The 21,359-nt window shown below is 70.9% G+C and carries 17 protein-coding genes; 9 read left to right on the top strand and 8 right to left on the bottom strand.

Going from position 1 to position 21,359, the window contains the following annotated elements; all coding sequences use genetic code 11:
• The first annotated feature begins 8 nt into the window (after positions 1 to 8).
• Both serS and ACIBBB_RS26920 read left to right on the top strand, forming a co-directional pair.
• Positions 9 to 1,298 carry a serine--tRNA ligase gene (serS, locus tag ACIBBB_RS26925; RefSeq protein ID WP_398986300.1) on the top strand — a complete coding sequence of 430 codons (1,290 nt, stop codon included), beginning with the start codon at positions 9 to 11 and terminating at the stop codon, positions 1,296 to 1,298.
• On the top strand, positions 1,295 to 2,143 hold the full coding sequence (locus tag ACIBBB_RS26920; RefSeq protein WP_398986298.1) for an HAD family hydrolase: 849 nt from the start codon (positions 1,295 to 1,297) through the stop codon (positions 2,141 to 2,143). Before serS ends, ACIBBB_RS26920 begins: the two co-directional genes overlap by 4 nt.
• A gap of 332 nt (positions 2,144 to 2,475) precedes the next feature.
• Here the strand turns inward: ACIBBB_RS26920 and ACIBBB_RS26915 are convergent, their stop codons facing one another.
• The 5 genes from ACIBBB_RS26915 to ACIBBB_RS26895 all read right to left on the bottom strand — a co-directional run bounded on the left by ACIBBB_RS26915 (position 2,476) and on the right by ACIBBB_RS26895 (position 7,061).
• On the bottom strand, positions 2,476 to 3,168 hold the full coding sequence (locus ACIBBB_RS26915) for a hypothetical protein (protein WP_398986296.1): 693 nt from the start codon (positions 3,166 to 3,168) through the stop codon (positions 2,476 to 2,478).
• Positions 3,169 to 3,448: 280 nt separating this feature from the next.
• Positions 3,449 to 4,168 (bottom strand): ABC transporter permease subunit, encoded by a 720-nt coding sequence (locus ACIBBB_RS26910; protein WP_398986294.1) that lies wholly within the window; start codon positions 4,166 to 4,168, stop codon positions 3,449 to 3,451.
• 28 nt (positions 4,169 to 4,196) lie between these two features.
• Entirely contained in the window at positions 4,197 to 5,108 is a 912-nt protein-coding gene (locus ACIBBB_RS26905) for an ABC transporter ATP-binding protein (protein ID WP_398986292.1), read from the bottom strand.
• Positions 5,105 to 5,986, bottom strand: coding sequence for an ABC transporter permease (locus tag ACIBBB_RS26900; RefSeq protein WP_398986290.1), 882 nt, complete (start codon positions 5,984 to 5,986; stop codon positions 5,105 to 5,107). Before ACIBBB_RS26900 ends, ACIBBB_RS26905 begins: the two co-directional genes overlap by 4 nt.
• Positions 5,976 to 7,061, bottom strand: a complete 1,086-nt coding sequence (locus tag ACIBBB_RS26895) for an ABC transporter ATP-binding protein (RefSeq protein WP_398986288.1) — start codon at positions 7,059 to 7,061, stop codon at positions 5,976 to 5,978. Before ACIBBB_RS26895 ends, ACIBBB_RS26900 begins: the two co-directional genes overlap by 11 nt.
• 264 nt (positions 7,062 to 7,325) lie before the next feature.
• On the opposite strand from ACIBBB_RS26895, the gene ACIBBB_RS26890 reads away from it, so the two are divergent.
• The 7 genes from ACIBBB_RS26890 to ACIBBB_RS26860 all read left to right on the top strand — a co-directional run bounded on the left by ACIBBB_RS26890 (position 7,326) and on the right by ACIBBB_RS26860 (position 14,754).
• Entirely contained in the window at positions 7,326 to 8,168 is an 843-nt protein-coding gene (locus ACIBBB_RS26890; protein ID WP_398986286.1) for a M24 family metallopeptidase, read from the top strand.
• Positions 8,168 to 10,111 (top strand): SDR family oxidoreductase, encoded by a 1,944-nt coding sequence (locus tag ACIBBB_RS26885; protein ID WP_398986284.1) that lies wholly within the window; start codon positions 8,168 to 8,170, stop codon positions 10,109 to 10,111. Before ACIBBB_RS26890 ends, ACIBBB_RS26885 begins: the two co-directional genes overlap by 1 nt.
• Before the next feature lie 86 nt (positions 10,112 to 10,197).
• Positions 10,198 to 11,085: a metal-dependent hydrolase gene (locus ACIBBB_RS26880; protein WP_398986460.1), complete on the top strand. Its 888-nt coding sequence runs from the start codon at positions 10,198 to 10,200 to the stop codon at positions 11,083 to 11,085.
• A 30-nt stretch (positions 11,086 to 11,115) separates the two neighbouring features.
• Positions 11,116 to 12,078, top strand: coding sequence for a MerR family transcriptional regulator (locus ACIBBB_RS26875; protein WP_398986282.1), 963 nt, complete (start codon positions 11,116 to 11,118; stop codon positions 12,076 to 12,078).
• A 165-nt stretch (positions 12,079 to 12,243) separates the two neighbouring features.
• On the top strand, positions 12,244 to 12,819 hold the full coding sequence (locus tag ACIBBB_RS26870) for an RNA 2'-phosphotransferase (RefSeq protein WP_398986280.1): 576 nt from the start codon (positions 12,244 to 12,246) through the stop codon (positions 12,817 to 12,819).
• 56 nt (positions 12,820 to 12,875) lie between these two features.
• Positions 12,876 to 13,781: an LLM class flavin-dependent oxidoreductase gene (locus tag ACIBBB_RS26865; protein WP_398986278.1), complete on the top strand. Its 906-nt coding sequence runs from the start codon at positions 12,876 to 12,878 to the stop codon at positions 13,779 to 13,781.
• A gap of 100 nt (positions 13,782 to 13,881) precedes the next feature.
• On the top strand, positions 13,882 to 14,754 hold the full coding sequence (locus tag ACIBBB_RS26860; protein ID WP_398986275.1) for a Cof-type HAD-IIB family hydrolase: 873 nt from the start codon (positions 13,882 to 13,884) through the stop codon (positions 14,752 to 14,754).
• Positions 14,755 to 14,888: 134 nt separating this feature from the next.
• Here the strand turns inward: ACIBBB_RS26860 and ACIBBB_RS26855 are convergent, their stop codons facing one another.
• The 3 genes from ACIBBB_RS26855 to cydB form a co-directional block, all read right to left on the bottom strand.
• Positions 14,889 to 16,730 (bottom strand): GAF domain-containing sensor histidine kinase, encoded by a 1,842-nt coding sequence (locus ACIBBB_RS26855; protein WP_398986273.1) that lies wholly within the window; start codon positions 16,728 to 16,730, stop codon positions 14,889 to 14,891.
• Between the two features lie 10 nt (positions 16,731 to 16,740).
• The gene (gene cydD / locus ACIBBB_RS26850) at positions 16,741 to 20,280 is read right to left on the bottom strand and encodes a thiol reductant ABC exporter subunit CydD (RefSeq protein ID WP_398986271.1); all 3,540 of its coding nucleotides are present in this window, start codon (positions 20,278 to 20,280) and stop codon (positions 16,741 to 16,743) included.
• A gap of 77 nt (positions 20,281 to 20,357) precedes the next feature.
• On the bottom strand, positions 20,358 to 21,359 hold the full coding sequence (gene cydB / locus ACIBBB_RS26845; RefSeq protein WP_398986269.1) for a cytochrome d ubiquinol oxidase subunit II: 1,002 nt from the start codon (positions 21,357 to 21,359) through the stop codon (positions 20,358 to 20,360).

Here is a 21,359-nt window from a genome sequence, read left to right as displayed (position 1 = left end):
CTGGTGGGGTGATTGACCTTCGCCTGCTCCGAGACGACCCCGACCGTGTCCGCGCCTCGCAGCGCGCCCGTGGAGAGGACGTCGGCGTCGTCGACGCCCTGCTCTCCGCCGACGAGCGGCGAAGGGCCTCCGGCGTCCGCTTCGACGAGCTGCGTTCCGAGCAGAAGTCGCTCGGCAAACTCGTGTCCAAGGCCAGCGGCGAAGAGAAAGCCGAGCTGCTCGCCCGCACGCGCGAGCTGTCCGCGGCCGTGAAGGCGGCCGACGCGGAACAGCACGAGGCCGACGAGGAGGCCAGGCGGCTGCTCCTCCAGCTGGGCAACATCGTGCACCCCGACGTGCCCGTGGGCGGCGAGGAGGACTTCGTCGTCCTGGAGACGGTCGGCACGCCGCGCGACTTCGCCGCCGAGGGGTTCGAGCCCAAGGACCACCTGGAGCTCGGCGAGGCGCTCGGCGCCATCGACATGGAGCGCGGCGCGAAGGTCTCCGGCTCGCGCTTCTACTACTTGACGGGCGTCGGCGCCCTGCTCGAACTCGCCCTGGTGAACGCGGCGATCGCGCAGGCCACCGAGGCCGGCTTCATCCCGATGATGACCCCCGCGCTGGTGCGCCCGCGCGCGATGGAGGGCACGGGCTTCCTCGGCCAGGCGGCGGAGAACGTGTACCACCTGGAGAAGGACGACTTCTACCTGGTCGGTACGTCGGAGGTGCCCCTCGCGGCGTACCACATGGACGAGATCATCGACGCCGACAAGCTGCCCCTGCGGTACGCGGGCTTCTCCCCGTGCTTCCGCCGTGAGGCGGGGACGTACGGCAAGGACACCCGGGGCATCTTCCGGGTGCACCAGTTCGACAAGGTCGAGATGTTCTCGTACGTCGACCCGGCGGACGCCGAGTCCGAGCACGCGCGGCTGCTGGAGTGGGAGAAGCAGTGGCTCAGCGGCCTCGGGCTGCCCTTCCAGGTGATCGACGTGGCGACGGGCGACCTGGGTGCCTCGGCCTCGCGCAAGTTCGACTGCGAGGCGTGGATCCCGGCGCAGGGCAAGTACCGCGAGCTGACGTCGGCGTCCAACTGCGACGGTTTCCAGGCCCGTCGGCTCTCCGTACGGATGCGTGCGGCGCAGGACGGCAAGCAGCAGGTGAAGCCGCTCTCGACGCTGAACGGCACCCTCTGCGCCGTCACGCGCACGATCGTGGCACTGCTGGAGAACCACCAGCAGGCGGACGGTTCCGTGTGGGTGCCGGAGGTGCTGCGTCCGTACCTGGGCGGGCGCGAGACGCTGGAGCCGATCGCCAAGTGAGCTCCGCCCCCGCCGCCGGCCCGGTGGCCGCTTCCGCCTCCGCCTTTCCGTACAAGCTCGTCGCGACCGACCTCGACGGCACACTGCTGCGCGAGGACCACGAGGTCTCCGCGCGGACGCGTGCCGCCCTCGCCGCCGCCACGGAGACGGGCGCCGCGCACATCATCGTCACCGGGCGGGCGGTGCCGTGGACGCGGGCCATCCTCGACGATCTCGGGTACGACGGGTTGGCGGTCTGTGGCCAGGGCGCGCAGGTTTACCACGCCGGCGAGCACAGACTGCTGACGTCGGTGACCCTGGACCGTCAGGTGGCCGTCCTCGCGCTGTCGAAGATCGAGGCTGAGGTCGGCCCGCTGGCGCTGGCCGCGAGCCGTGACGGTCTCGACGGCGACGTACTGATCGGGCCCGGATACCGGGTGCAGGACGGCCCGCTGCCCGCGCTCTTCCTGGACGATCCCGCCGAGATGTGGACCGCGCCGATCAACAAGGTCTACATCCAGCACCCGCGGCTGAGCGACGACGAGTTGGCGAGGGTCGCGCAGGAGACCGTCGGGAACATGGTCGCCGTGGTGATGGCGGGGCCGGGCGTCGTGGAGATCCTGCCGCTGGGCCTGAGCAAGGCGACGGGGCTCTCACTGGCCGCGCGGCGGCTCGGTGTGACCGCGGCCGACACGATCGCGTTCGGCGACATGCCCAACGACATACCGATGTTCGGCTGGGCGCGGCACGGCGTGGCGATGGCCAACGCGCACGAGGCGCTGAAGGCGGTGGCGGACGAGGTGACGGCGTCGAACGACGACGACGGCATCGCGGTGGTGCTGGAGAAGCTGCTGCGGCACCACTGAGGCGGGGTGTGCTCACGGGAGTGGGGAGGGGGCGGTCCGCGCGGACGCGCGCTCGAAGCGACCGCCCCCTTGGGCGGGTCACCGTCGGCCGCACGGAGCGGAAGTGGTTACTCCGGTGCCGGGTCGGGACTGCCCTGTCGGGAACTCGACGGACTCGAACTACTGGTCATCGCCGCGCTCCTCTCCCGGTCCAGTGGTACCTGCCACCACCACTGTGCACCGGGGCGGGAGTTCGGCGCCACCGAGTTATTCGTGACATGCCCCGGAAAGCCCGTGTACGGCCCGCGTCCGCCCGCGAAAGTGCCGCGGACGGACGCGAGCCTGCCGGAGGGTCAGCGGCGCTTACGGCCGCGGCGCAGATCCTTCAGCTGATGGACGACATCGTCCACCCTGGCATCCACGCGGTTGATGTCCTCGGACATCCGGCACAGCCGGTTGCTGATCGCCGCGACGACCTGGTTGGTGGCGTCGAGCCGCCGGTCCAGGCTGTCGAGCCGGTACGACATCCGGTTCAGAACCGGCCCCAGCTCCTGGAGCGCCACACCGACCCCACCGAGGCAGGACTCCACGTCGGTGACGCGCCGGTCGAGCGACGCGTACCCCTCGCGCCAGCCTTCCTCGGCGTCGAGGAGGTACGTACGGACGCGTCGGGCGATGTCGCTGTCGCGAAGGAGCATCGCGATGTTGAGGACGGCCCGGCGGGTGTAGAGCGTGAGGCCGGAGCGCCTCTGTGGATAACTTCCATCACTTCCGGATGAGAGTGACATGTTGTCACTCTGATATTCACGCAGGTCAGGACCGCGCAGGACCTGCATCCCATTCTCGGCCAGCTCCGCGCGGTGGCGCGCTGTCAACTGCCTGATGACGTCTGTGGATACTTCGAAGTAGCGCGCGACTCCCTCTGTCGTGTTGTGCATACCGTCCGGCAGCATGACCAAAGCCTTCACCTTGTCGAGCGCTTCGACGCTCCCCAGATGCTCGACGCGCATGGTGCGCGACTCGACCAGGGTGACTTCCGATGGCATGGGTGTGCCTTCCATTCGTGAACCGGTGATGGGCGGCCCTCACCCCGGGCTTCAGGGGCGGAGGTCGGCTCACGGTGGCTACTCACTCAATGACCGGTGCGGCTTTCGATCCGGCACCGGCAATCCCCAGTTTCACGAACGCTCGACGTCACGGACTCCAGTTGCCTCCACGCAGACGGAACAACGAGCCGATAAACGTACAGTTACGCGGCAACCCCCACCCGGAGGGAGGGGGTCGCGGCGTCGCGCACACTCACGTACGGCGGTGGGAAACCCCCGCTCACTCCTCGCCGGCGAGTGTCAGCGTCCGAAGCTTCTGCCCCGCGTACCAGGTCGCGACCGCCGTCACGCCGACCAGCAGCACGATGGCCAGCGGCAGTCCGACGTCCGAGGTGATCATGCCCTCGCCGCTGGTCTTCTCGGCGACCGCCAGGGACCACTGCTGGACGCTGAGCGTCCGCGCGCCGGCGACCAGGCTGCCGAACAGCGTCTCCCACACCAGCGCGTAGACGAGGCCGATGACGACCGCGTGCCGGCTGACCGTGCCGAGCAGCAGGAACAGCGCGCTGTAGGCGATGGAGGCGACCAGCGCGGCGATGGTGTACGACACCGCGATCTGCTGGCCGTTGCCGTTGAGGATCATTCCGGCGATGAAGGTGGGGACCGCGGAGAACACCATGGTCACGGAGATCGCGACGATCAGCTTGGTGAAGATGATCGAGGGGCGGGTGACCGGCTTCGCCAGCAGGTAGACGATCGATCCGTCGTCGATCTCGGGGCCGATGGCGCCCGTTCCGGCGATCACGCCGATCAGCGGGATCATCGTCGCGAGGGCGAAGCCGCCCAGGACGTCCGAGGCGATCTGGTCGTCCACGCCGTTGAAGGCCCGCACGGCCACGGCGATGAGGATCAGCAGCGCCGGCAGGATGAGGAGGACGGCGGCCCGGCGCCGGCCGAGCAGGGCCCGGTAGGTGAGCCGGGCGACTGTGGGGTGGTACATGGACGTCACAGCTCCTTGTCAAGGCCGCTCAGGCCGCTACGAGGTACGAGAAGACCGATTCGAGGGACTCGTCGGACGGCGAGACCGTGAGCAGCCGGATGGAATGCTCACGGGCGACCCTCGGCAGCAGCTCGGTGAAGCGCCCGAAGTCGACGGCCTGGATGCGCAGCGCGCCCTCGGTGAGGTCGACCTCGATGCCGGCCGTCGAGGGGTCGGCGATCAGCGCGGCGGCGAGGACGCGGTCGTCGCTGGACCGTACGAGATAGCGGTGCGGCCGGTCGGTCATCAGCCTGCGGATCTTGCGGAAGTCGCCGGAGGCGGCGTGCCGGCCCGCGACGATCACCTCGATGTGCGAGGCCAGCTGCTCGACCTCCTCAAGGATGTGCGAGGAGAACAGGACGGTGCGGCCTGAGTCGCCCATCCGCCGCAGCAGGCCCATCAGTTGCATGCGCTGGCGCGGGTCCATGCCGTTGAAGGGCTCGTCGAGGAGCAGCACGGACGGTTCGTGGACGAGGGCGGACGCCATCTTCACGCGCTGCCGCATGCCCTTGCTGTACGTCGCGATCTTGCGGTCCTGCGCGTACTCCATCTCGACGGTGGCGAGTGCCTTCTGGGCCGCCTTCTTACCGAGGCCGTGCAGTTCGGCGTTGGCGACGACGAAGTCGAGCCCGGTGAGGAAGTCGTACATCCCCTCGCGTTCGGGGACGATGCCGACCTGGCGGTAGATGGACTCGTTGCGCCAGATCGTGTCGCCGTCGAGGGTGACGCTTCCGTTGGAGGGCGACAGGAAGCCGGCCATCATGTTGATGAGCGTGGACTTGCCCGCGCCGTTCGGTCCGAGCAGTCCGGTGACGCCGGGGCCGACGGTCATCGTCACATCGTTGACGGCGACCACGTTGCCGAACCAGCGCGACGCGTGCTCGATGTTGATGGTGGTCACAGCCCGACCTTCCGGTAACGGCGCATGAGGACGGCGTACGAGCCGAGGATGAGCGCGAGAACGACCAGCAGATAGACGACTCCGACACCGGCCGAGGGACCTGCCGAGCCGGGGAACGACGTGGTGGCACCGAGGAACGCGGTCTGTACGCCGTCGATGAGCGTGATGGGTGAGAAGAGGCCGAGCCACTGGACGGCGCCGGACGATCCGGTCTCGAAGGCGATCGCCTGGACGGTGGAGACGGCGCCGTAGGTGATGGTCAGCGTGGCGATCACGGCGGCGACACCGAAGCCGCGGCGCGGGGTGAGGGCGGCCATCACCAGGCCGAGTCCGCCGAAGAGCAGCGAGAGAAGTGCCACCGAGACGAGTCCCTGTCCGAAGCCCTTCGTCTGGTCGACGAAGTCCATCTTGGCGAGCAGCGAGCCGATGTAGAGGACCAGGAGCGGTGCGGCGGTCAGGATGAAGAGGGCGGAGGCCATCGCGCCGTACTTGGCGATGACGTAGTCGAAGCGCTCGATCGGGCGCGAGAAGTACAGCGGCACCGTCTTGAAGCGCAGGTCGCGCGAGACGGCCTGCGGCGCCTGGGCGGCGAGGTAGAGGGCGATGAGGGCCTGGGTGAAGATCGCGTACCGCGTGTACTCGACCGGCAGGTCGTTCGACTTGGTGGCGACGGCGACGGCGACCATGATGGCCGCGGGCACGCACATCACGGCGAACAGGATCATCGGAAGGATCTTGGACTTGGCGGACCGGCCGAGGCCGTAGGAGCCGCGCAGGGACTGCGAGTAGAGGGAGCGGCGGGCGTAGGCGCGGCCGAGCCGCGGACCGTCGTAGTTGCGGTAGCCGATGTTGTGGATCTGGGTGAGATCAGCGCTCATCGCTGCCGCCTCCCTTCTGAAGTGCGAATTCCGCGGTGCCCGGCTGTGCCGGTACGGCCTGCCCGTCGCCGGTGGCCGTCCGGGCGTCACGCGCGGATTCCCGCGCGGCGTCCTTGGCGCGGAAGACCTCCGCGATGTGGTGGCGGCGCTGTTCCATCCGTACGAGGCCGAGGCCGAGTTCGGCGACGGTGTCGCGTACGACGTCGTACGTCTCCTCGCCCGTCGCCTCGATGAGCAGGATGTGGCCGGCGCCGGGGAGCCCGTCCTCCTCGCCCACATGGAGCGAGAGCCCGGCCGCAGTGAGGGCCTCGCGCAGGGCGCGGGTGCCGTCCGGGTGGGTGTCGGTGTCGGTGACCTCGACGGCGAGCGTCGCCGTGTTCTGCGTGAAGTCACTCGTGGAGCTGGAGCGCAGCAGCTTGCCGCCGTCGATGACGACGACGTGGTCACAGGTGCGTTCGAGCTCGCCGAGGAGGTGCGAGGTCACGAGGACGGAGATGCCGAACTCCGTGTACACGCGGCGGATCAGGTTGAGCATCTCGTCGCGGCCGACGGGGTCGAGGCCGTTCGTCGGCTCGTCGAGGAGGACGAGTTTGGGGTCGTGGACCAATGCCTGCGCGAGTTTGACGCGCTGCTTCATGCCGGTCGAGTAGCCGCCGATGGGGCGGTACCGCTCCTCGTACAGGCCGACGTGGCGCAGCGTGTCCGCGGTGCGTTCACGGGCGGCGGTCGGAGGGAGGCCGGACATGCGCGCCATGTGGACGACGAGTTCGGTCGCCGAGACATCGGGCGGCAGGCAGTCGTGCTCGGGCATGTATCCGACGCTCTCGCGGATGGCGGCGCCGTCGGTGGCGACGTCGAACCCGAGCACGGCGGCCCGGCCTTCCGTGGCGGGGGACAGACCCAGCAGGATCTTGATCATGGTGGACTTGCCGGCTCCGTTGGCACCCACCAGACCGGTCACGCCCGGTCCGATGTCCAAGGAGAGCCGGTCAAGCGCGGTTACCCGGGGGAACCGCTTACTCAGGCCTTCAGTGGCGATCACAGTCACGTTGAAGACGGTAGTGGCGCACACCACAGCGGACGTCAGCCCTGGCGGCTGTCTCGGGGTCCCCCTTGAGGCGTACGGACCCGTAAGGGCAGCATAAAAAGTTAAGCCGAAGGTTCCGGGTCGGGGAGGTTATCCACAGGCTTGGCCGGCCCCTTGACGCAGCCGCCGGACATTGTCACATTCATCAGTGTCAAGTTACGGACGCGTACCGCTATCGGGCGGCGCGATCGGGCGCCGTGATTCGGACGCCGTGATCAGGCGGCGCGTCCGCGATCGGCACGGAGGGGTGACATGGCTTCAGCGGTGAGGGCCGAACAGGCCGCGGAGCTGCGGGGATTCAGATCCGTGCAGCGGTTGGCCTACGAGTGCGCCGAAGCGGTGGCCGCACGTCTGCGGCCGGGTGTCACGGAGCGCGAGGCCGCCCGGATGCAGCGCGACTGGCTGCGGGCGCGCGGCGTGCGCGACTGGTTCCATCTGCCCTTCGCCTGGTTCGGGGACCGCACGGCCTTCACAGGGTTCCGGATCCCGCTCCAGTTCTTCCCCACCAACCGCAGGCTGGCGGAGGGCATGCCGTTCATCCTCGACATGGCCCCGGTCCACGGGGGTTTCACCGCCGATGTCGGCTACTCGGGCTGTCTGGGGCCCAATCCGCTGCACGACAAACTGCTCGCCGATCTCCGGGCGCACCGTGAGCTGCTGTTGCGCGAGGTACGGGAGCGGCGGTCGCTGCGGGAGATCTACGAGGACGTGGACCGGCTGATGGTCCGGCAGGGGTACGAGAACAGACACCGGGCCTACCCCTTCGGGGTGATCGCCCACAAGATCGACCGCGTGAAGGACCGGCGCTGGTCACCTCATGTTCTCGGCTTCGGTACGCAGGCGCTCAAGGGCCTGGCGAGCGACGCGCTGCACGGACACCGGGACGGCTGGTCGCCGCTGTGGAGCCCGTACAGATTCTCCGACCACCCGCCGAGACCCGGGCTGTGGGCGGTCGAGCCGCACCTCGGATTCCGGGGTACGGGCGCCAAGTTCGAGGAGATCCTGGTGGTCACCGACTCCGGGGACCCGGCCGAGAGCGCGTTCTGGCTGGATGACGATCTGCCGCATGTGCGGCGTTGGGCGAAGGGTGCGTGATGTCGCTTCAGTCTGTTCCGTCGCCGTCGGGCGGCCCCGTGGTGGTGCGTGAGCGCCGGGTGCGCACGGGCGGGATCGATCTGTGCGTGGCCGAGCTGGGTGACCCGGCGCGGCCGACGGTTCTGCTCGTGCACGGCTATCCGGACAGCAAGGAGGTCTGGTCCCAGGTCGCGGGGCGGCTCGCCGAGCGGTTCCACGTGGTGCTGTACGACGTCCGGGGGCACGGCGGGTCGACGGCGCCGAAGCCGCTGCGCGGCGGCTTCACCCTGGAGAAGCTGACGGACGACTTCCTGGCGGTCGCCGACGCGGTGAGCCCGCACCGGCCGGTCCATCTGGTGGGGCACGACTGGGGGTCCGTGCAGGGCTGGGAGTTCGTGACCGTACGGCGCACGTCGGGCCGTATCGCCTCCTTCACCTCGATGTCGGGGCCGTCGCTGGACCACTTCGGACACTGGATCAAGCGGCGGATGACCCGGCCCACCCCGCGCGCGCTGGGCCAACTGCTGGGCCAGGGAGCCAAGTCCTGGTACGTGTATCTGCTGCATACGCCGGTGCTTCCCGAGCTCGCGTGGCGCGGGCCGCTGGGGAGACAGTGGCCGAGGCTTCTGGAGCGGTTCGAGAAAGTCCCGTCGGGGCGGCGGCCCCTGGCACCGGGCGGCGGGGCGGAATCCGGGAGCGGGCAGCAGCTCGACGCGTATCCGACGGCCTCGCTGCCGGACGACGCCGCGCACGGCACCTGGCTCTACCGGGACAACATCCACGCCCGGCTGAGCAGACCGCGCACCGACGCGCACGCGCACGCACCCGTCCAGCTGATCACCCCGACCGGGGACGCCTTCCTCTCCGAGCGGCTCTACGACGATCTGGAGCGGTGGGTGCCGCAGCTGGTGCGCCGTACGCTCCCCGCCAAGCACTGGGTGCCGCGTACGCGACCGGAACAACTGGCCTCCTGGATCACGGACTTCGTCACGGCCCACGAGCCCGAACCGGAGACCGGGGCGGAGGGCGTGGCGCTCGGGGGCGCGGTGCTGGGGGGCGTGGCGCTCGGGCCGGCGGAGAAGGCCCGTCGGGAGAGCCGGGCACGCCGGGCACGGGACCTGGTGGCGAGCGGGCCCTACGGAGAGCGGTTCGGCGGGCAGCTGGTCCTGGTGACGGGGGCGGCGAGCGGCATCGGGCGGGCCACGGCGTTCGCGTTCGCCGAGTCGGGCGCCCGGGTCGTCGCGGTCGACCGCGACGCCGAAGGGGTCGCCAGGACCGCCGAGATGGCCCGGCTGATCGGTGCCCCGCGGGCATGGGCCGAGACCGTCGACGTCAGTGACGAGGAGGCGATGGAGAAGCTGGCCGAAAAGGTCGCCACCGAGTGCGGCACGGTGGACGTGCTGGTGAACAACGCGGGGATCGGGCTCTCCGGGGCGTTCCTGGACACCACGAGCGAGGACTGGAGGAAGGTCCTGGACGTCAATCTCTGGGGCGTCATCCACGGGTGCCGGATATTCGGCGGGCAGATGGCGGCGCGCGGCGAGGGCGGACACATCGTCAACACCGCGTCGGCGGCGGCCTATCAGCCGTCGCGCGCGCTGCCCGCCTACAGCACCTCCAAGGCGGCGGTGCTGATGCTCAGCGAGTGCCTGCGCGCGGAGCTCGCCGGACAGGACATCGGTGTCAGCGTGATCTGTCCCGGCTTCGTGAACACCAACATCACGGCCACCGCGCGGTTCACCGGAGTCTCGGCGGAGGAGGAGAAGCGACGGCGGAAGCGGACCGCCAGGCTGTACGGGCTGCGCAACTACCCTCCGGAGAAGGTCGCCGACGCGATCCTGCGAGCCGTGGTCCGCAACGAGGCCGTCGTACCGGTCACGCCGGAAGCCCGGGGTGCCCGGCTGCTGTCCCGCTTCGCGCCCAGGACGCTGCGCGCGATCGCCCGTCTGGACCCGCCGCTGTGAACCGGGACGCGGAAGCCGCGAACCGGGGCGGAGAAGCCCCGAAGTCCCGGGCCCCGGAGGAAAGCGCCGCGGCCGACGGGCCCTATGTGATCGCTCCCCGGCGGGTGTCTTTCGACTGGCGGGAGACGCCGCTTCACTGGATACCGGACGAACCCACCGCCACGCACGTCATCAACGTGCTGCATCTGCTGCTCCCCGCCGGCGAGCGCTGGTTCGTCAAGGTCTTCAAAGAAGCCCTGCCGCTGGTTCGGGACCCGGTGCTGCTCAAGGACGTCAAGGGGTTCATGGGCCAGGAGGCGACGCACAGCGTGCAGCACGCGTATGTGCTGAACCACCTCGCGGAGCAGCGGCTGGACACCGAGCCGTACACGCGGCACGTCGACCACCTCTTCGAGATACTCCTCGGCGAGAAGCCGCCGTTCGGGCCGCCGTGGCCACCGGGAAGCTGGCTGCGCTTCCGGCTGGGGATCGTCGCCGCGATCGAGCAGTTCACGGCGGTCCTGGGGGACTGGGTGCTGCGCGCGGACGCGCTGGACCGGGCGGGGGCGGACGAGGTCATGCTCGACCTGCTGCGCTGGCACGGCGCCGAGGAGGTCGAACACCGGTCGGTGGCCTTCGACATGTACCAGCACTGCGGCGGCCCCGATCCGGTGCGCTATGCCCGTCGGGTGGAGACGATGGCCGTCGCGGCGCCGGTGATGCTCTGGTTCTGGGCGCGCGGGGCGGCGTATCTGATCCGGCACGACCCGCGGCTCGCGGGCCGGCTGCGCTACTCGCTGCGCGAGCACAACCGCGCCGTGGCCAAGGGCCTGCTGCCTACGTGGGGCGAGCTGGGCGCCGCGGTGCCCCGGTACTTCCGGCGGTCGTACCATCCCTCGCAGGAAGGCTCGCTCCGCAGGGCCGTCGACTATCTCGCGACCTCGCCCGCGGCCCGCGCTGCCGCCGGAGCGGTCGGCCGCGCGGCGCTGGGATAGGGGCGTGCCGGGGCCGTGGGAGGAGTGAGCGTGTCGGAGGACTCGGGGACGTCGCTGCCCCCGGCCGGGGGTCGGTACCGGATCGAGGACCTGGCGCACGCGAGCGGAGCCACCGTCCGGACCATCCGCGGCTACCAGGACCGCGGGCTGCTTCCCGCCCCGGAGCGGCGGGGCCGGGCCAATGTGTACGGGGACCCGCACCTGGCCCGGCTGCGGCAGATCGCGGACCTCCTCGACCGGGGCTACACGCTGGCGTCCATCAAGGAACTGCTGGAGGCGTGGGACGCCGGGCGAGGTCTGGGCGGGGTGCTGGGCCTGGTCGCCGAGGTGCACGGACCGTGGACCGACGAGCGGGCCGGCCGGATCACCCGCGCGGAGCTGGACGAGCGGTTCGGCGGTTCCCCCGACGAGGCGGCGCTCGCCGAGGCGGTGGAGCTGGGGGTGCTGGAGCGGATCCCCGGGCGGGACGACGAGTTCCTCGTACCGAGCCCTCAAGAGCTGGCGGTGGCGGCCGAGTTGTACGCGGCCGGGGTGCCGCTGTCCGCGATCTCGTCCCATCTGCGGGAACTTCGCGGGCAGGTCGAGCACATCGCCGCGCGTTTCCTGGAGTTCACGACCGAGCACGTCTTCGCGCGGTATCTGGGCCATCGCCCGCCGATGGACACGGACGCGGCCGAAGCGGCCTCGCTCGTACGACGGCTGCGCCCGCTCGCCCGTCAGACCGTCGACGCCGAACTGGCGCGCGCCATGCGGCTGTTCGCGACCCGGCATCTCCAGAAGCACCTGATGCCGGAGGACCCGGAGCCGTCAGGAGCCGAGACCCGGTCCGTGGCGCTCCCGGCCGGGACGATCGACGCGGTCCAGCGGCTCGTTGGGGAGGAGAGCGTCCCGGCGTTCATCGCGGCGGCCACCGAACGGGAGGTGCGGGCAAGAACGTTGGACATGCTCACCGCAACCCACAGACAGAACACCCAACTTGACCAAATAGGTTAATTCAGGCATCCGTTGTCCACAGATTCGCCAAATGGCTTGTGGATAACCCGAGTTGACTGTGGATCAAACATTTCAGCACTGATCGTTTTTGGATCGGATCGAAGCGCCCCCGGACCGGACCGAAATGAGTGGCGCCCGCCCGACGCCACCGGGCACGCTGTGCGAATGACCCGAACACACACACCGGGCGCGGGAACGCCCGACGAACGACGCACCGTGAAGGTGTCGAAATACCTCTCGAAACACCTGCGCCACCAGCCCGGACGCATCGGCCTCACGCTCGACCCGAACGGCTGGGTGGAAGTCGACGCCCTGCTCCGCGCCACTGCCGACCACCGCTTCCCCATCACCCGCGCCGAGCTCGACCACGTCGTGGCCGTCAACGACAAGCAGCGCTTCACGATCGAAGGCACCAGGATCCGCGCCAACCAGGGCCACACGGTCGAGGTCGACCTGGACCTGCCCCCGGCCGAGCCGCCCGCGTACCTCTACCACGGCACGGTCGCCCGCAGCCTCGACGCGATCCGCACCGAGGGCCTGCGCCCCATGAACCGCCACCACGTCCATCTCTCTCCCGACCGCGAGACAGCCACCCGCGTCGGCGCCCGCCGCGGCCGCCCGATCGTCCTGCCGGTGGACGCGGCGGCGATGCACCGCGACGGCCACGTCTTCCGGGTCAGCACCAACGGCGTCTGGCTGGCCGACGCCGTACCCCCGCGCTACCTCCGCTTCAGCGCCTGAGCCGCGCGAGGAGACCGCCGCCTCGGCCGCCGGAAAGGCGGACGTAGGCTCGGAGCATGAGTCTGCGTCTGAGCACCGTGATCCTTCCTGTCGACCGCTGGCACCGGGGAGGTCGCGCGAAGTGGCAGCGCGCCGAGGAGCTGGGCTTCCACGCCGCCTACACGTACGACCATCTGTCCTGGCGGACCTTCCGGGACGGCCCGTGGTTCGGTGCGCTGCCCACACTCACCGCCGCCGCGGTCGTCACGGAGCGGCTTCGGCTGGGGACCCTCGTCACCTCGCCCAACTTCCGGCATCCGGTCACCCTCGCCAAGGAGCTGATCTCCCTGGACGATGTCTCCGGCGGCCGGATCACCCTGGGCATCGGCGCGGGCGGGAGCGGGTTCGACGCCACCGCCCTGGGCCAGGAGGCATGGAGTCCGCGTGAACGGGCCGACCGGCTCGGGGAATTCCTGTCTCTTCTTGATCAGTTGCTCACCGAGGACGCGGTCACCCGGCACGGCACCCATTACTCCGCCGTCGAGGCCCGGAACATCCCCGGCTGCGTCCAGCGCCCCCGGCTCCCCTTCGCGGTCGCCGCGACCGGCCCGCGCGGGCTGAGGCTCGCCGCCCGGTACGGCCAGGCGTGGGTGACCACCGGTGACCCGAGTCTGTACGAGGAGGGCACCCCGGCCCAGTCGGTGGAGGCCATCCGCGGCCAGATCGGGAAGCTCGGCAACGCGTGCGCGGAGGCCGGGCGGGATGTCACCGGGCTGGAAAAGATCCTGCTCACCGGCTTCACCCCGGACCGCGCCCGCCCCCTTGAGTCCCTGGACCGGTTCGTCGACTTCGCGGGCCGGCATCAGGATCTCGGTTTCACGGAGCTGGTCGTCCACTGGCCCATCCCCGATTCGGACTTCGCCGCCGACCAGGCCGTCTTCGAGAAGATCGCCACCGAGGCTTCCGCCCAGCTCGGCGCCTGACCGCCCGCCGCAGTAACCGGAGGGCGACTTCAGGGCGTGAGAGGTCTCAGATGTGCGCCCCTCCGCACCCCCGTGCACACCTGTGCGGGAGTATGGACAGGTGACCTCAGCTAGCGAGTCCTCGCTCCCCGCCCGCCCCCGGCTGATCGCCACCGATCTTGACGGAACGTTGCTGCGCGACGACAAGACCGTCTCGGACCGCACCGTCGCCGCGCTTGCCGCCGCCGAGGAGGCCGGGATCGAGGTCTTCTTCGTCACCGGGCGGCCGGCCCGGTGGATGGGGATCGTCAGCGATCATGTGCACCGGCATGGGCTGGCCATCTGTGCCAACGGCGCCGTCGTCGTCGATCTGCGCGGTGGCGGAGAGCTGGTCAAGGTGCGGGGCCTGGACCGGTCCGCCGCGATCGACGTCGTACAGGCGCTGCGTGACGCGGCGCCCGGCACGGTCTTCGCCGTCGAGACGACGGGGAGCTTCGACTACGAGCCGGAGTACCCGCCCTTCATCAACGACCCGGGTGCGCACGTGGCCCCCGCCGAGAAGCTGCTTCAGGAGGCGGAGGACGGCGCCGGCGACGCGGTCGTGAAGCTGCTGGCGCACCACCCGACCCTGACGCCCGACGGTTTCCTCACACTGGCCCGTACCGCCGCCGGGCAGCTGGCCTCCTTCACGCGTTCCAGCCCCACCGCGCTGCTCGAAATCAGCGGGCTCGGGGTCAGCAAGGCGAGCACGCTCGCGCTCTGCTGCGCCGAGCGCGGCATCTCCTCCGACGAGGTCGTGGCCTTCGGGGACATGCCGAACGACGTGGAGATGCTGGCGTGGGCCGGTACGTCGTACGCGATGGGCAACGCGCATCCGGATGTGATCGCGGCGGCGTCGGGGCGCACCGTGGCGAACAACGAGGACGGTGTCGCCGTCATCATCGAGCAGCTGGTCGCGCGCGTACGGGCGCGGAAGCCCGACCCGCGCCAGTGACCCGAGTCGGAGATTCTTCGGTAGTTCTCGCCAGCGAGCTGGTGGGGCTCGGCTGCCACTGACCTGGGTCGCAGTCCACTGGACCCGACTCGACGAGACGCCTCGAACCACCAGGGAATCTTTGATGCAGGTCACTAGAGCGGGGCCTGCCAGATCACCGTCGTACCCGCGCCGTTCTCGCCCAGGCCCGGCCCGACCTCGCTCGACCCGCCCAGCGACTCGGCGCGCCGGCGCAGATTGCGCAGGCCACTGCGCCTGCCGCCCTCCGGGATGCCCACGCCGTCGTCGGCGACCGACAGCCGTACGGCCGGAGTGCCGTCGGGCAGTTCGGCGTTCGCGTCGAGCGTGACGTGGATACGTGATGCGCGCGCGTGCCGGAAGGTGTTGGACAGCGCCTCGCGGAGGGCCGCGATGAGGTTCTTGCCGGTGAGTTCGCCGACGGCCGAGTCGACCGCGCCCACGAAGCGGTGGCCGGGTTTGAAGCCGAGCGGTACGGCCGCCATGTTGATCTCGCGCAGTACACGGGTGCGCAGTCCGGACGGCGCCTCGGCCGGGCCCTGTTGCAGGGCGAAGATGGCCGTACGGATCTCCTGGATGGTGACGTCCAGTTCGTCGACGGCCCTGCCCACACCCGAACGCACCTCGGGCACGTCCGACCGCCGCTGCGCGGTCTCCAGCGTCATCCCGGCGGCGAACAGGCGCTGGATGACCAGGTCGTGGAGGTCGCGGGCGATGCGGTCGCGGTCCTCGAACACCGCGAGCCGTTCCCGGTCGCGCTGTGCCTCGGCCATCATCAGCGCGAGAGCGGCCTGCGAGGCGAACTGGGTCGCGAGGGTGCGCTCCGCCTCGGTGTAGGGGCGGGCGCCGATCGCGCGGGGTGTGACGAGTACGCCGAGCACCCGGCCGTCGCTGTGCAGGGGCAGCAGCATGGCCGGGCCGAAACGGGCGGACAGCGGGGAGACCAGGCGCGGGTCGGTGCTGGGGTCCACCACGTACACCGCCTCGCCGGCCAGCAGTTGGGCGACGACGGGGCTGTTGCCCGGGATCCGGGCGCCGATGAAATCCTCCGGCTCGTCGGCCGAGACGGCGACGACCTCCAGTCCCCCCTCGGGCGTGGGCAGCAGGACGAAGCCCGCGGCCGACTCGGCGAGCCTGCGGGCCTGTTCGGCGACGACGGTGAGGGCGTGGTGGGCGTGATCGACGTGGTGGGCATGGTGGACATCGTCGACGTGGTGGGCGTGCTCGGCGTCGTCGGTGTGCTCACCGCTGTCCGCGGGCTCGGCTGCCTCTCCTGTCAGCAGGGCCGTCGTGACGGCCACCGAACCGTCGATCCAGCGCTCGCGCTGCCGCGCCGCCTCGTACAGCCGCGCGTTGCCGATGGCGAGGCCCGCCTCGGTCGCGAGCACGCGCATCATGTGCTGGTCGTGTTCGGTGAATTCGGCGCCGTCGTGCTTCTCGGTGACATAGAGATTCCCGAGGATCTCGCCCTGGACGCGGATGGGAACGCCGAGAAACGTCCGCATCGGCGGATGGTGCGGCGGAAATCCGACCGCGCGCGGATCGGCGGTGAGGTCGGCGAGCCGAATGGGTTCGGGATGGCGGATCAGCTCACCGAGCAGTCCACTGTGGCCGTCCGGACGGCGGCCGATCCGCCGCGCGACATCCGCGTCGACGCCGTAGGTGACGAAGTCGGAGAGGGGGCCGCCCGCCTCGTCGACGACACCGAGCGCCGCGTAGCGGGCGCCGACGAGGCGGGCCGCCGTCTCGCAGATCCGGTCGAGGGTGGAGTGCAGTTCGAGGCCGGTACCGACGGAGCGCATGGCTTCGAGCAGCTGCGGGACACGGGCGGTGAGCTCGGTGGATCTGCTCTGGAGTCGGCGCTCGGAGTCGCCGTCCGCGTCGCCGGAGGCGGTCCCCTCGTCGGGACCGTCCTGAGGGAAGTCCTGAGGGAAGTCCTGAGGTTCGGGCGCCTTCATGTCTTTGACACTAGTTAGTCCTATGTGGAGTGGAAAGTCGGGGGCCTTGGCCGATCAGTCCCACCGGCCCCCGCTCGCGCTCCCGCATCCTCCGCAGCGGCCCCTCCACCGCCACCAGCTCGGCGTACGGCCCGCGCTGCACCACCCGCCCGGCGTCGACCACGATCACCTCGTCGACCGCGTCGAGACCCTGGAGCCGGTGGGTGATGAGCAGCGTCGTACGCCCTTCCGTCACCGTCAGCAGGTCCGCCGTCAGCGCGTCGGCCGTCGGCAGGTCGAGGTGTTCGGCCGGCTCGTCCAATACGAGGACGGGGAAGTCGGCCAGGAGCGCGCGGGCCAGCGCCAGGCGCTGCCGCTGGCCCCCGGAGAGCCGCGCGCCGTGCTCGCCGACGTGGGTGTCCAGCCCGGCGGGCAGCGCGTCGACCCACTCCAGCAGGCGGGCGCGGCGCAGGGCGTCGCGGAGGTCGTCCTCGGTCGCGTCCTTGCGGGCGAGGGCGAGGTTCTCGCGTACGGAACTGTCGAAGAGGTGCGCGTCCTGCTCGCACAGCCCGACGAAACGCCGCACCGTGTCGCCGTCCAGCGCCGCCGCGTCCGTCCCACCGAGCCGTACGCCGCCCTCGCGCGCGTCCAGGAAGCGCAGCAGCACCTGCGCGAGGGTCGTCTTGCCGGAGCCGGAGGGTCCCACGACGGCCACCCGCTTCCCGGCGGTCAGCGTCAGATCGATGCCGGTCAGCGCGTCGCTCTCCTGCCCCGCGTACCGGGCCGAGAGCCCCCGTACCTCCAGCGGGAACGGCGTCGCGGGAGCGGCGGCCGGACGCTCGGGCTCCCGTACGGGCACGGGCGCGTCCAGCACCTCGTACACCCGCTCGGCGCCGCGCGCGGCCCGCTGCCGGTACTGCACCGCGAGCGGCAGACCGGCGACCGCCTCGAACGCGGCGAGCGGGGTCAGTACGACGACGGCCAGCGCGACACCCGCGAGCCGCCCGTCGTGCACGGCGCCCGCACCGGCGTACGCGGCGGCCGCCACGGTCAGCCCGCAGATCAGCGCGGACAGGCCGCCGCCGAGCGCGGTGGCGGTCGCGCCGCGCGAGGCGATGGCCGTCAGCGTCGCGTCGGCGTCGCGGGCCGCGGCGATACGGCTCCGAAGGGCGCCGGCGACGGTCAGTTCGGCGCAGCCGTCGAGGAGTTCGGCGATCCGGGTCGCGAGCAGGCCGCGCGCGGGGGCGAGTCGCCGCTCGGCGCGGCGCGCGCGGGCGCCGCTGACCAGCGGCACGCCGACGCCCGCGGCGAGCAGGCCGACGGCCAGTACCGCTCCCGCCTCGGGGAGCAGCCAGCCGGTGAATCCGACCGCGCCCGCGCCGACGAGCAGGGCGGAGCCGACGGGCAGCAGCCAGCGGAGCCAGTAGTCCTGGAGGGCGTCGACGTCGGCGACGAGCCGGGAGAGCAGGTCACCGCGCCGGGCCTCGCGCAGCCCGGCGGGGGCGAGGCGTTCGAGCCGCCGGTAGACGGAGACCCGGAGGTCGGCGAGCATCCGCAGCACCGCGTCGTGGGACACGAGGCGTTCGGCGTACCGGAAGACGGCGCGCCCGATCCCGAAGGCGCGGGTCGCGGTCACGGCGACCATCAGATACAGAACGGGCGGCTGCTCGGACGCCCGGGAGATGAGCCACCCGGACACGGCCATGAGCCCGACGGCGGACCCGAGGGCCAGGCTCCCCAGCACCAGGGCCAGCACGAACCGCCCGCGCAGGGCCCCGACGGCGGCACGCGTCCGGGCGAGAGGATGACCACCGGCACCAGCACCGGAGTCGCCACCGGGCCCCCCGGCGCCCGCCTCCGGTCCCCCACGCGCCGACCCGCCGACCGCGCCTCCCGTACGGGCAGCCACAGCGGACTCGACGCCCACACCCGCCGCTCCTCCCCCCAGCTCGATCACCCGGTCCGCCACCGACAGCAGCGCGGGCCGGTGGATCACCAGCACCACCGTGCGGCCCACCGCCAGTCGGCGGACCGCGTCCACGATGCCCGCCTCCGTCTCGCCGTCCAGCGCCGCCGTCGGCTCGTCGAGCAGGAGCAGCGGGCGGTCGGCGAGGAAGGCGCGGGCCAGGGCGAGGCGCCGGCGCTGCCCGGCCGACAGGCCCGTACCGTCCTCGCCCAGGGGGGTGTCCACACCCTGGGGGAGCGCGGCCGTGAAGTCGTACGCCCCCGCGTCCCGCAGCGCGTCGCGTACGGCGGCGTCGTCGGCGTCCGGGCGGGCCAGGCGTACGTTCTCGGCGATCGTCCCCGCGAAGAGGTACGGGTGCTGCGGCACCCAGGCGATCTGTTCGCGCCAGCGGTCCAGGTCCAGGGACGACAGGTCTCTCCCGCCCACCCGTACGCGGCCCTCGGTCGGTGCGGTGAAGCCCAGCAGCACGTTCAGCAGCGTCGTCTTGCCTGCCCCGCTCGGGCCGACCAGCGCGACCGTCTCCCCCGGCTCGACCACCAGCGTGGCGGCGTCCAACGACGGTTCCGCACGGCCTTCGTGGCGGACGGTCACGGCCTCCAGCTCCAGCCGCGGCGAGGCCGGTACGTCAGCACCTCCGCCCGAGCCCGAGGGCCCCGTCTCCAGCACCGCGAAGATCTCCTCCGCGGCCGCCAGACCCTCCGCCGCCGCGTGGTACTGCGCGCCCACCTGCCGCAGCGGCAGATACGCCTCCGGCGCCAGGATCAGCACCACCAGGCCCGTGTAGAGGTCCAGGTCCCCGTGGACCAGCCGCATCCCGATGCCCACCGCGACCAGCGCCACCGAGAGGGTCGACAGCAGCTCCAGCGCGAAGGACGACAGGAAGGCGATGCGCAGCGTACGAAGGGTGGCCCGCCGGTACGCGGAGGTGATCTCCCGCACCGACTCCGCCTGCGCCTTCGCCCGCCCGAAGACCTTCAGCGTCGGCAGCCCGGCGACCACGTCCAGGAAGTGGCCCGACAGCCGCGACAGCAGCTGCCACTGACGGTCCATCCGGGACTGGGTGGCCCACCCGATGAGCACCATGAAGAGCGGAATCAGCGGCAGGGTGAGCACGATGACGCCCGCCGACACCCAGTCGTCGGTGACGATCCGCGCCAGTACCGCCAACGGCACCACCACCGCGAGCCCGAGCTGCGGCAGATAGCGCGCGAAGTAGTCGTCCAGCGCGTCCACGCCACGGGTCGCCAGCGCGACGAGCGAACCGGTGCGCTGCCCGCTCAGCCATCCCGGCCCCAGTTCGGCGGCCCGCTCCAGCAGCCGCCCACGCAGCTCTGACTTGACCGCCGCGCTCGCGCGGTGCGCGGCCAACTCCGTCAGCCAGGCGACCAGGCCGCGCCCGACGGCGACCGCGCCCAGCAGAAGGAGTGGCGTACGGAGCCCGGAGACGTCGAGTCCGTCCTCGAACGCCCCCACCACCACCTCGGCGATGATCATCGCCTGGGCCACGACCAGCCCCGCACCGGCCAGTCCCAGGACCACCACGGCCACCAGGAAGCCCCGGGTGGCCCGTGCGTACCGCAGCAGACGCGGATCGATCGGTTTCACGTGAAACACCCACCCACCAGTTCGAGAGCAACGACGGCTCCAGGGCCTGTCTGTCGGATCGAGCAGCCGGACAGGGCCTAGTGCGCGTCCGCGATGTGATGCGTACCGATGCGCTTGCGGAAGACCCAGTACGTCCAGCCCTGGTAGAGCAGCACCAGCGGCGTCGCGATGCCCGCGCACCAGGTCATGATCTTCAGGGTGTACGGCGTCGACGACGCGTTCGTCACCGTCAGGCTCCACTCCTCGTTGAGCGAGGACGGCATGACGTTCGGGAAGAGCGTCAGGAAGAGCATCGCGACGGCGGCCACGATCGTCAGACCGGACAGCGCGAACGACCACCCCTCCCGCCCCGCCCTGATCGCCACGACCGCGCCGGCCAGCGCGAGCACGGCGACGAGCATCGCGGCCAGGCTCCCGCCGTCACCGCTGTCGAGCTGCGTCCAGCCGAGGAACCCGAGCGCCGGCACGGCCGTGAACAGCCCCAGCGTGATCGCCAGCTTCCGCGCCCGCGCCCGGATGTCCCCCACCGTCTTGAGCGCGGCGAACACCGCGCCGTGGAAGGTGAAGAGGGTCAGGGTCACCAGCCCCCCGAGGAGCGCGTACGGGTTGAGGAGATCGGCCAGGTTCCCCACGTACTCCATGTCAGCGTCGATCTTCACGCCGCCCACGATGTTCCCGAAGGCCACGCCCCACAGCACCGCTGGCAGCAGCGAGGTCCAGAAGATCGCGTGTTCCCAGTTGCGCTGCCAGCGCTCCTCGGGCCGCTTGGCGCGGTACTCGAAAGCGACACCGCGCACGATGAGGCAGACCAGGATGACCAGCAGCGGCAGATAGAAGCCCGAGAAGAGGGTGGCGTACCACTCGGGGAACGCGGCGAAGGTCGCGCCGCCCGCCGACAGCAGCCACACCTCGTTGCCGTCCCAGACGGGCCCGATGGTGTTGATCAGGACCCTTCGCTCCTTGCGGTCCCGCGCGAGCAGCTTCGTCAGGACGCCGATCCCGAAGTCGAAGCCCTCAAGGAAGAAGTAGCCGGTCCACAGGACGGCGATCAGTACGAACCAGACATCGTGGAGTTCCAT

Origin of the sequence: Streptomyces sp. NPDC051217 (assembly GCF_044455465.1) — a bacterium.
Lineage (GTDB): Bacteria > Actinomycetota > Actinomycetes > Streptomycetales > Streptomycetaceae > Streptomyces.
Note: the sequence above shows the minus strand (reverse complement) of the source record. Positions and strands in the feature narration are given on the sequence as shown.

Bases quoted from the DNA above. Each gene is read 5' to 3' on its own strand.
- ACIBBB_RS26910 (WP_398986294.1), bottom strand. From the start codon at position 4,168: ATGTACCACCCCACAGTCGCCCGGCTCACCTACCGGGCCCTGCTCGGC.
- cydB (WP_398986269.1), bottom strand. From the start codon at position 21,359: ATGGAACTCCACGATGTCTGGTTCGTACTGATCGCCGTCCTGTGGACC.
- ACIBBB_RS26855 (WP_398986273.1), bottom strand. From the start codon at position 16,730: ATGAAGGCGCCCGAACCTCAGGACTTCCCTCAGGACTTCCCTCAGGAC.
- ACIBBB_RS26915 (WP_398986296.1), bottom strand. From the start codon at position 3,168: ATGCCATCGGAAGTCACCCTGGTCGAGTCGCGCACCATGCGCGTCGAG.
- ACIBBB_RS26870 (WP_398986280.1), top strand. From the start codon at position 12,244: ATGACCCGAACACACACACCGGGCGCGGGAACGCCCGACGAACGACGC.
- ACIBBB_RS26865 (WP_398986278.1), top strand. From the start codon at position 12,876: ATGAGTCTGCGTCTGAGCACCGTGATCCTTCCTGTCGACCGCTGGCAC.
- ACIBBB_RS26900 (WP_398986290.1), bottom strand. From the start codon at position 5,986: ATGAGCGCTGATCTCACCCAGATCCACAACATCGGCTACCGCAACTAC.
- ACIBBB_RS26890 (WP_398986286.1), top strand. From the start codon at position 7,326: ATGGCTTCAGCGGTGAGGGCCGAACAGGCCGCGGAGCTGCGGGGATTC.
- ACIBBB_RS26885 (WP_398986284.1), top strand. From the start codon at position 8,168: ATGTCGCTTCAGTCTGTTCCGTCGCCGTCGGGCGGCCCCGTGGTGGTG.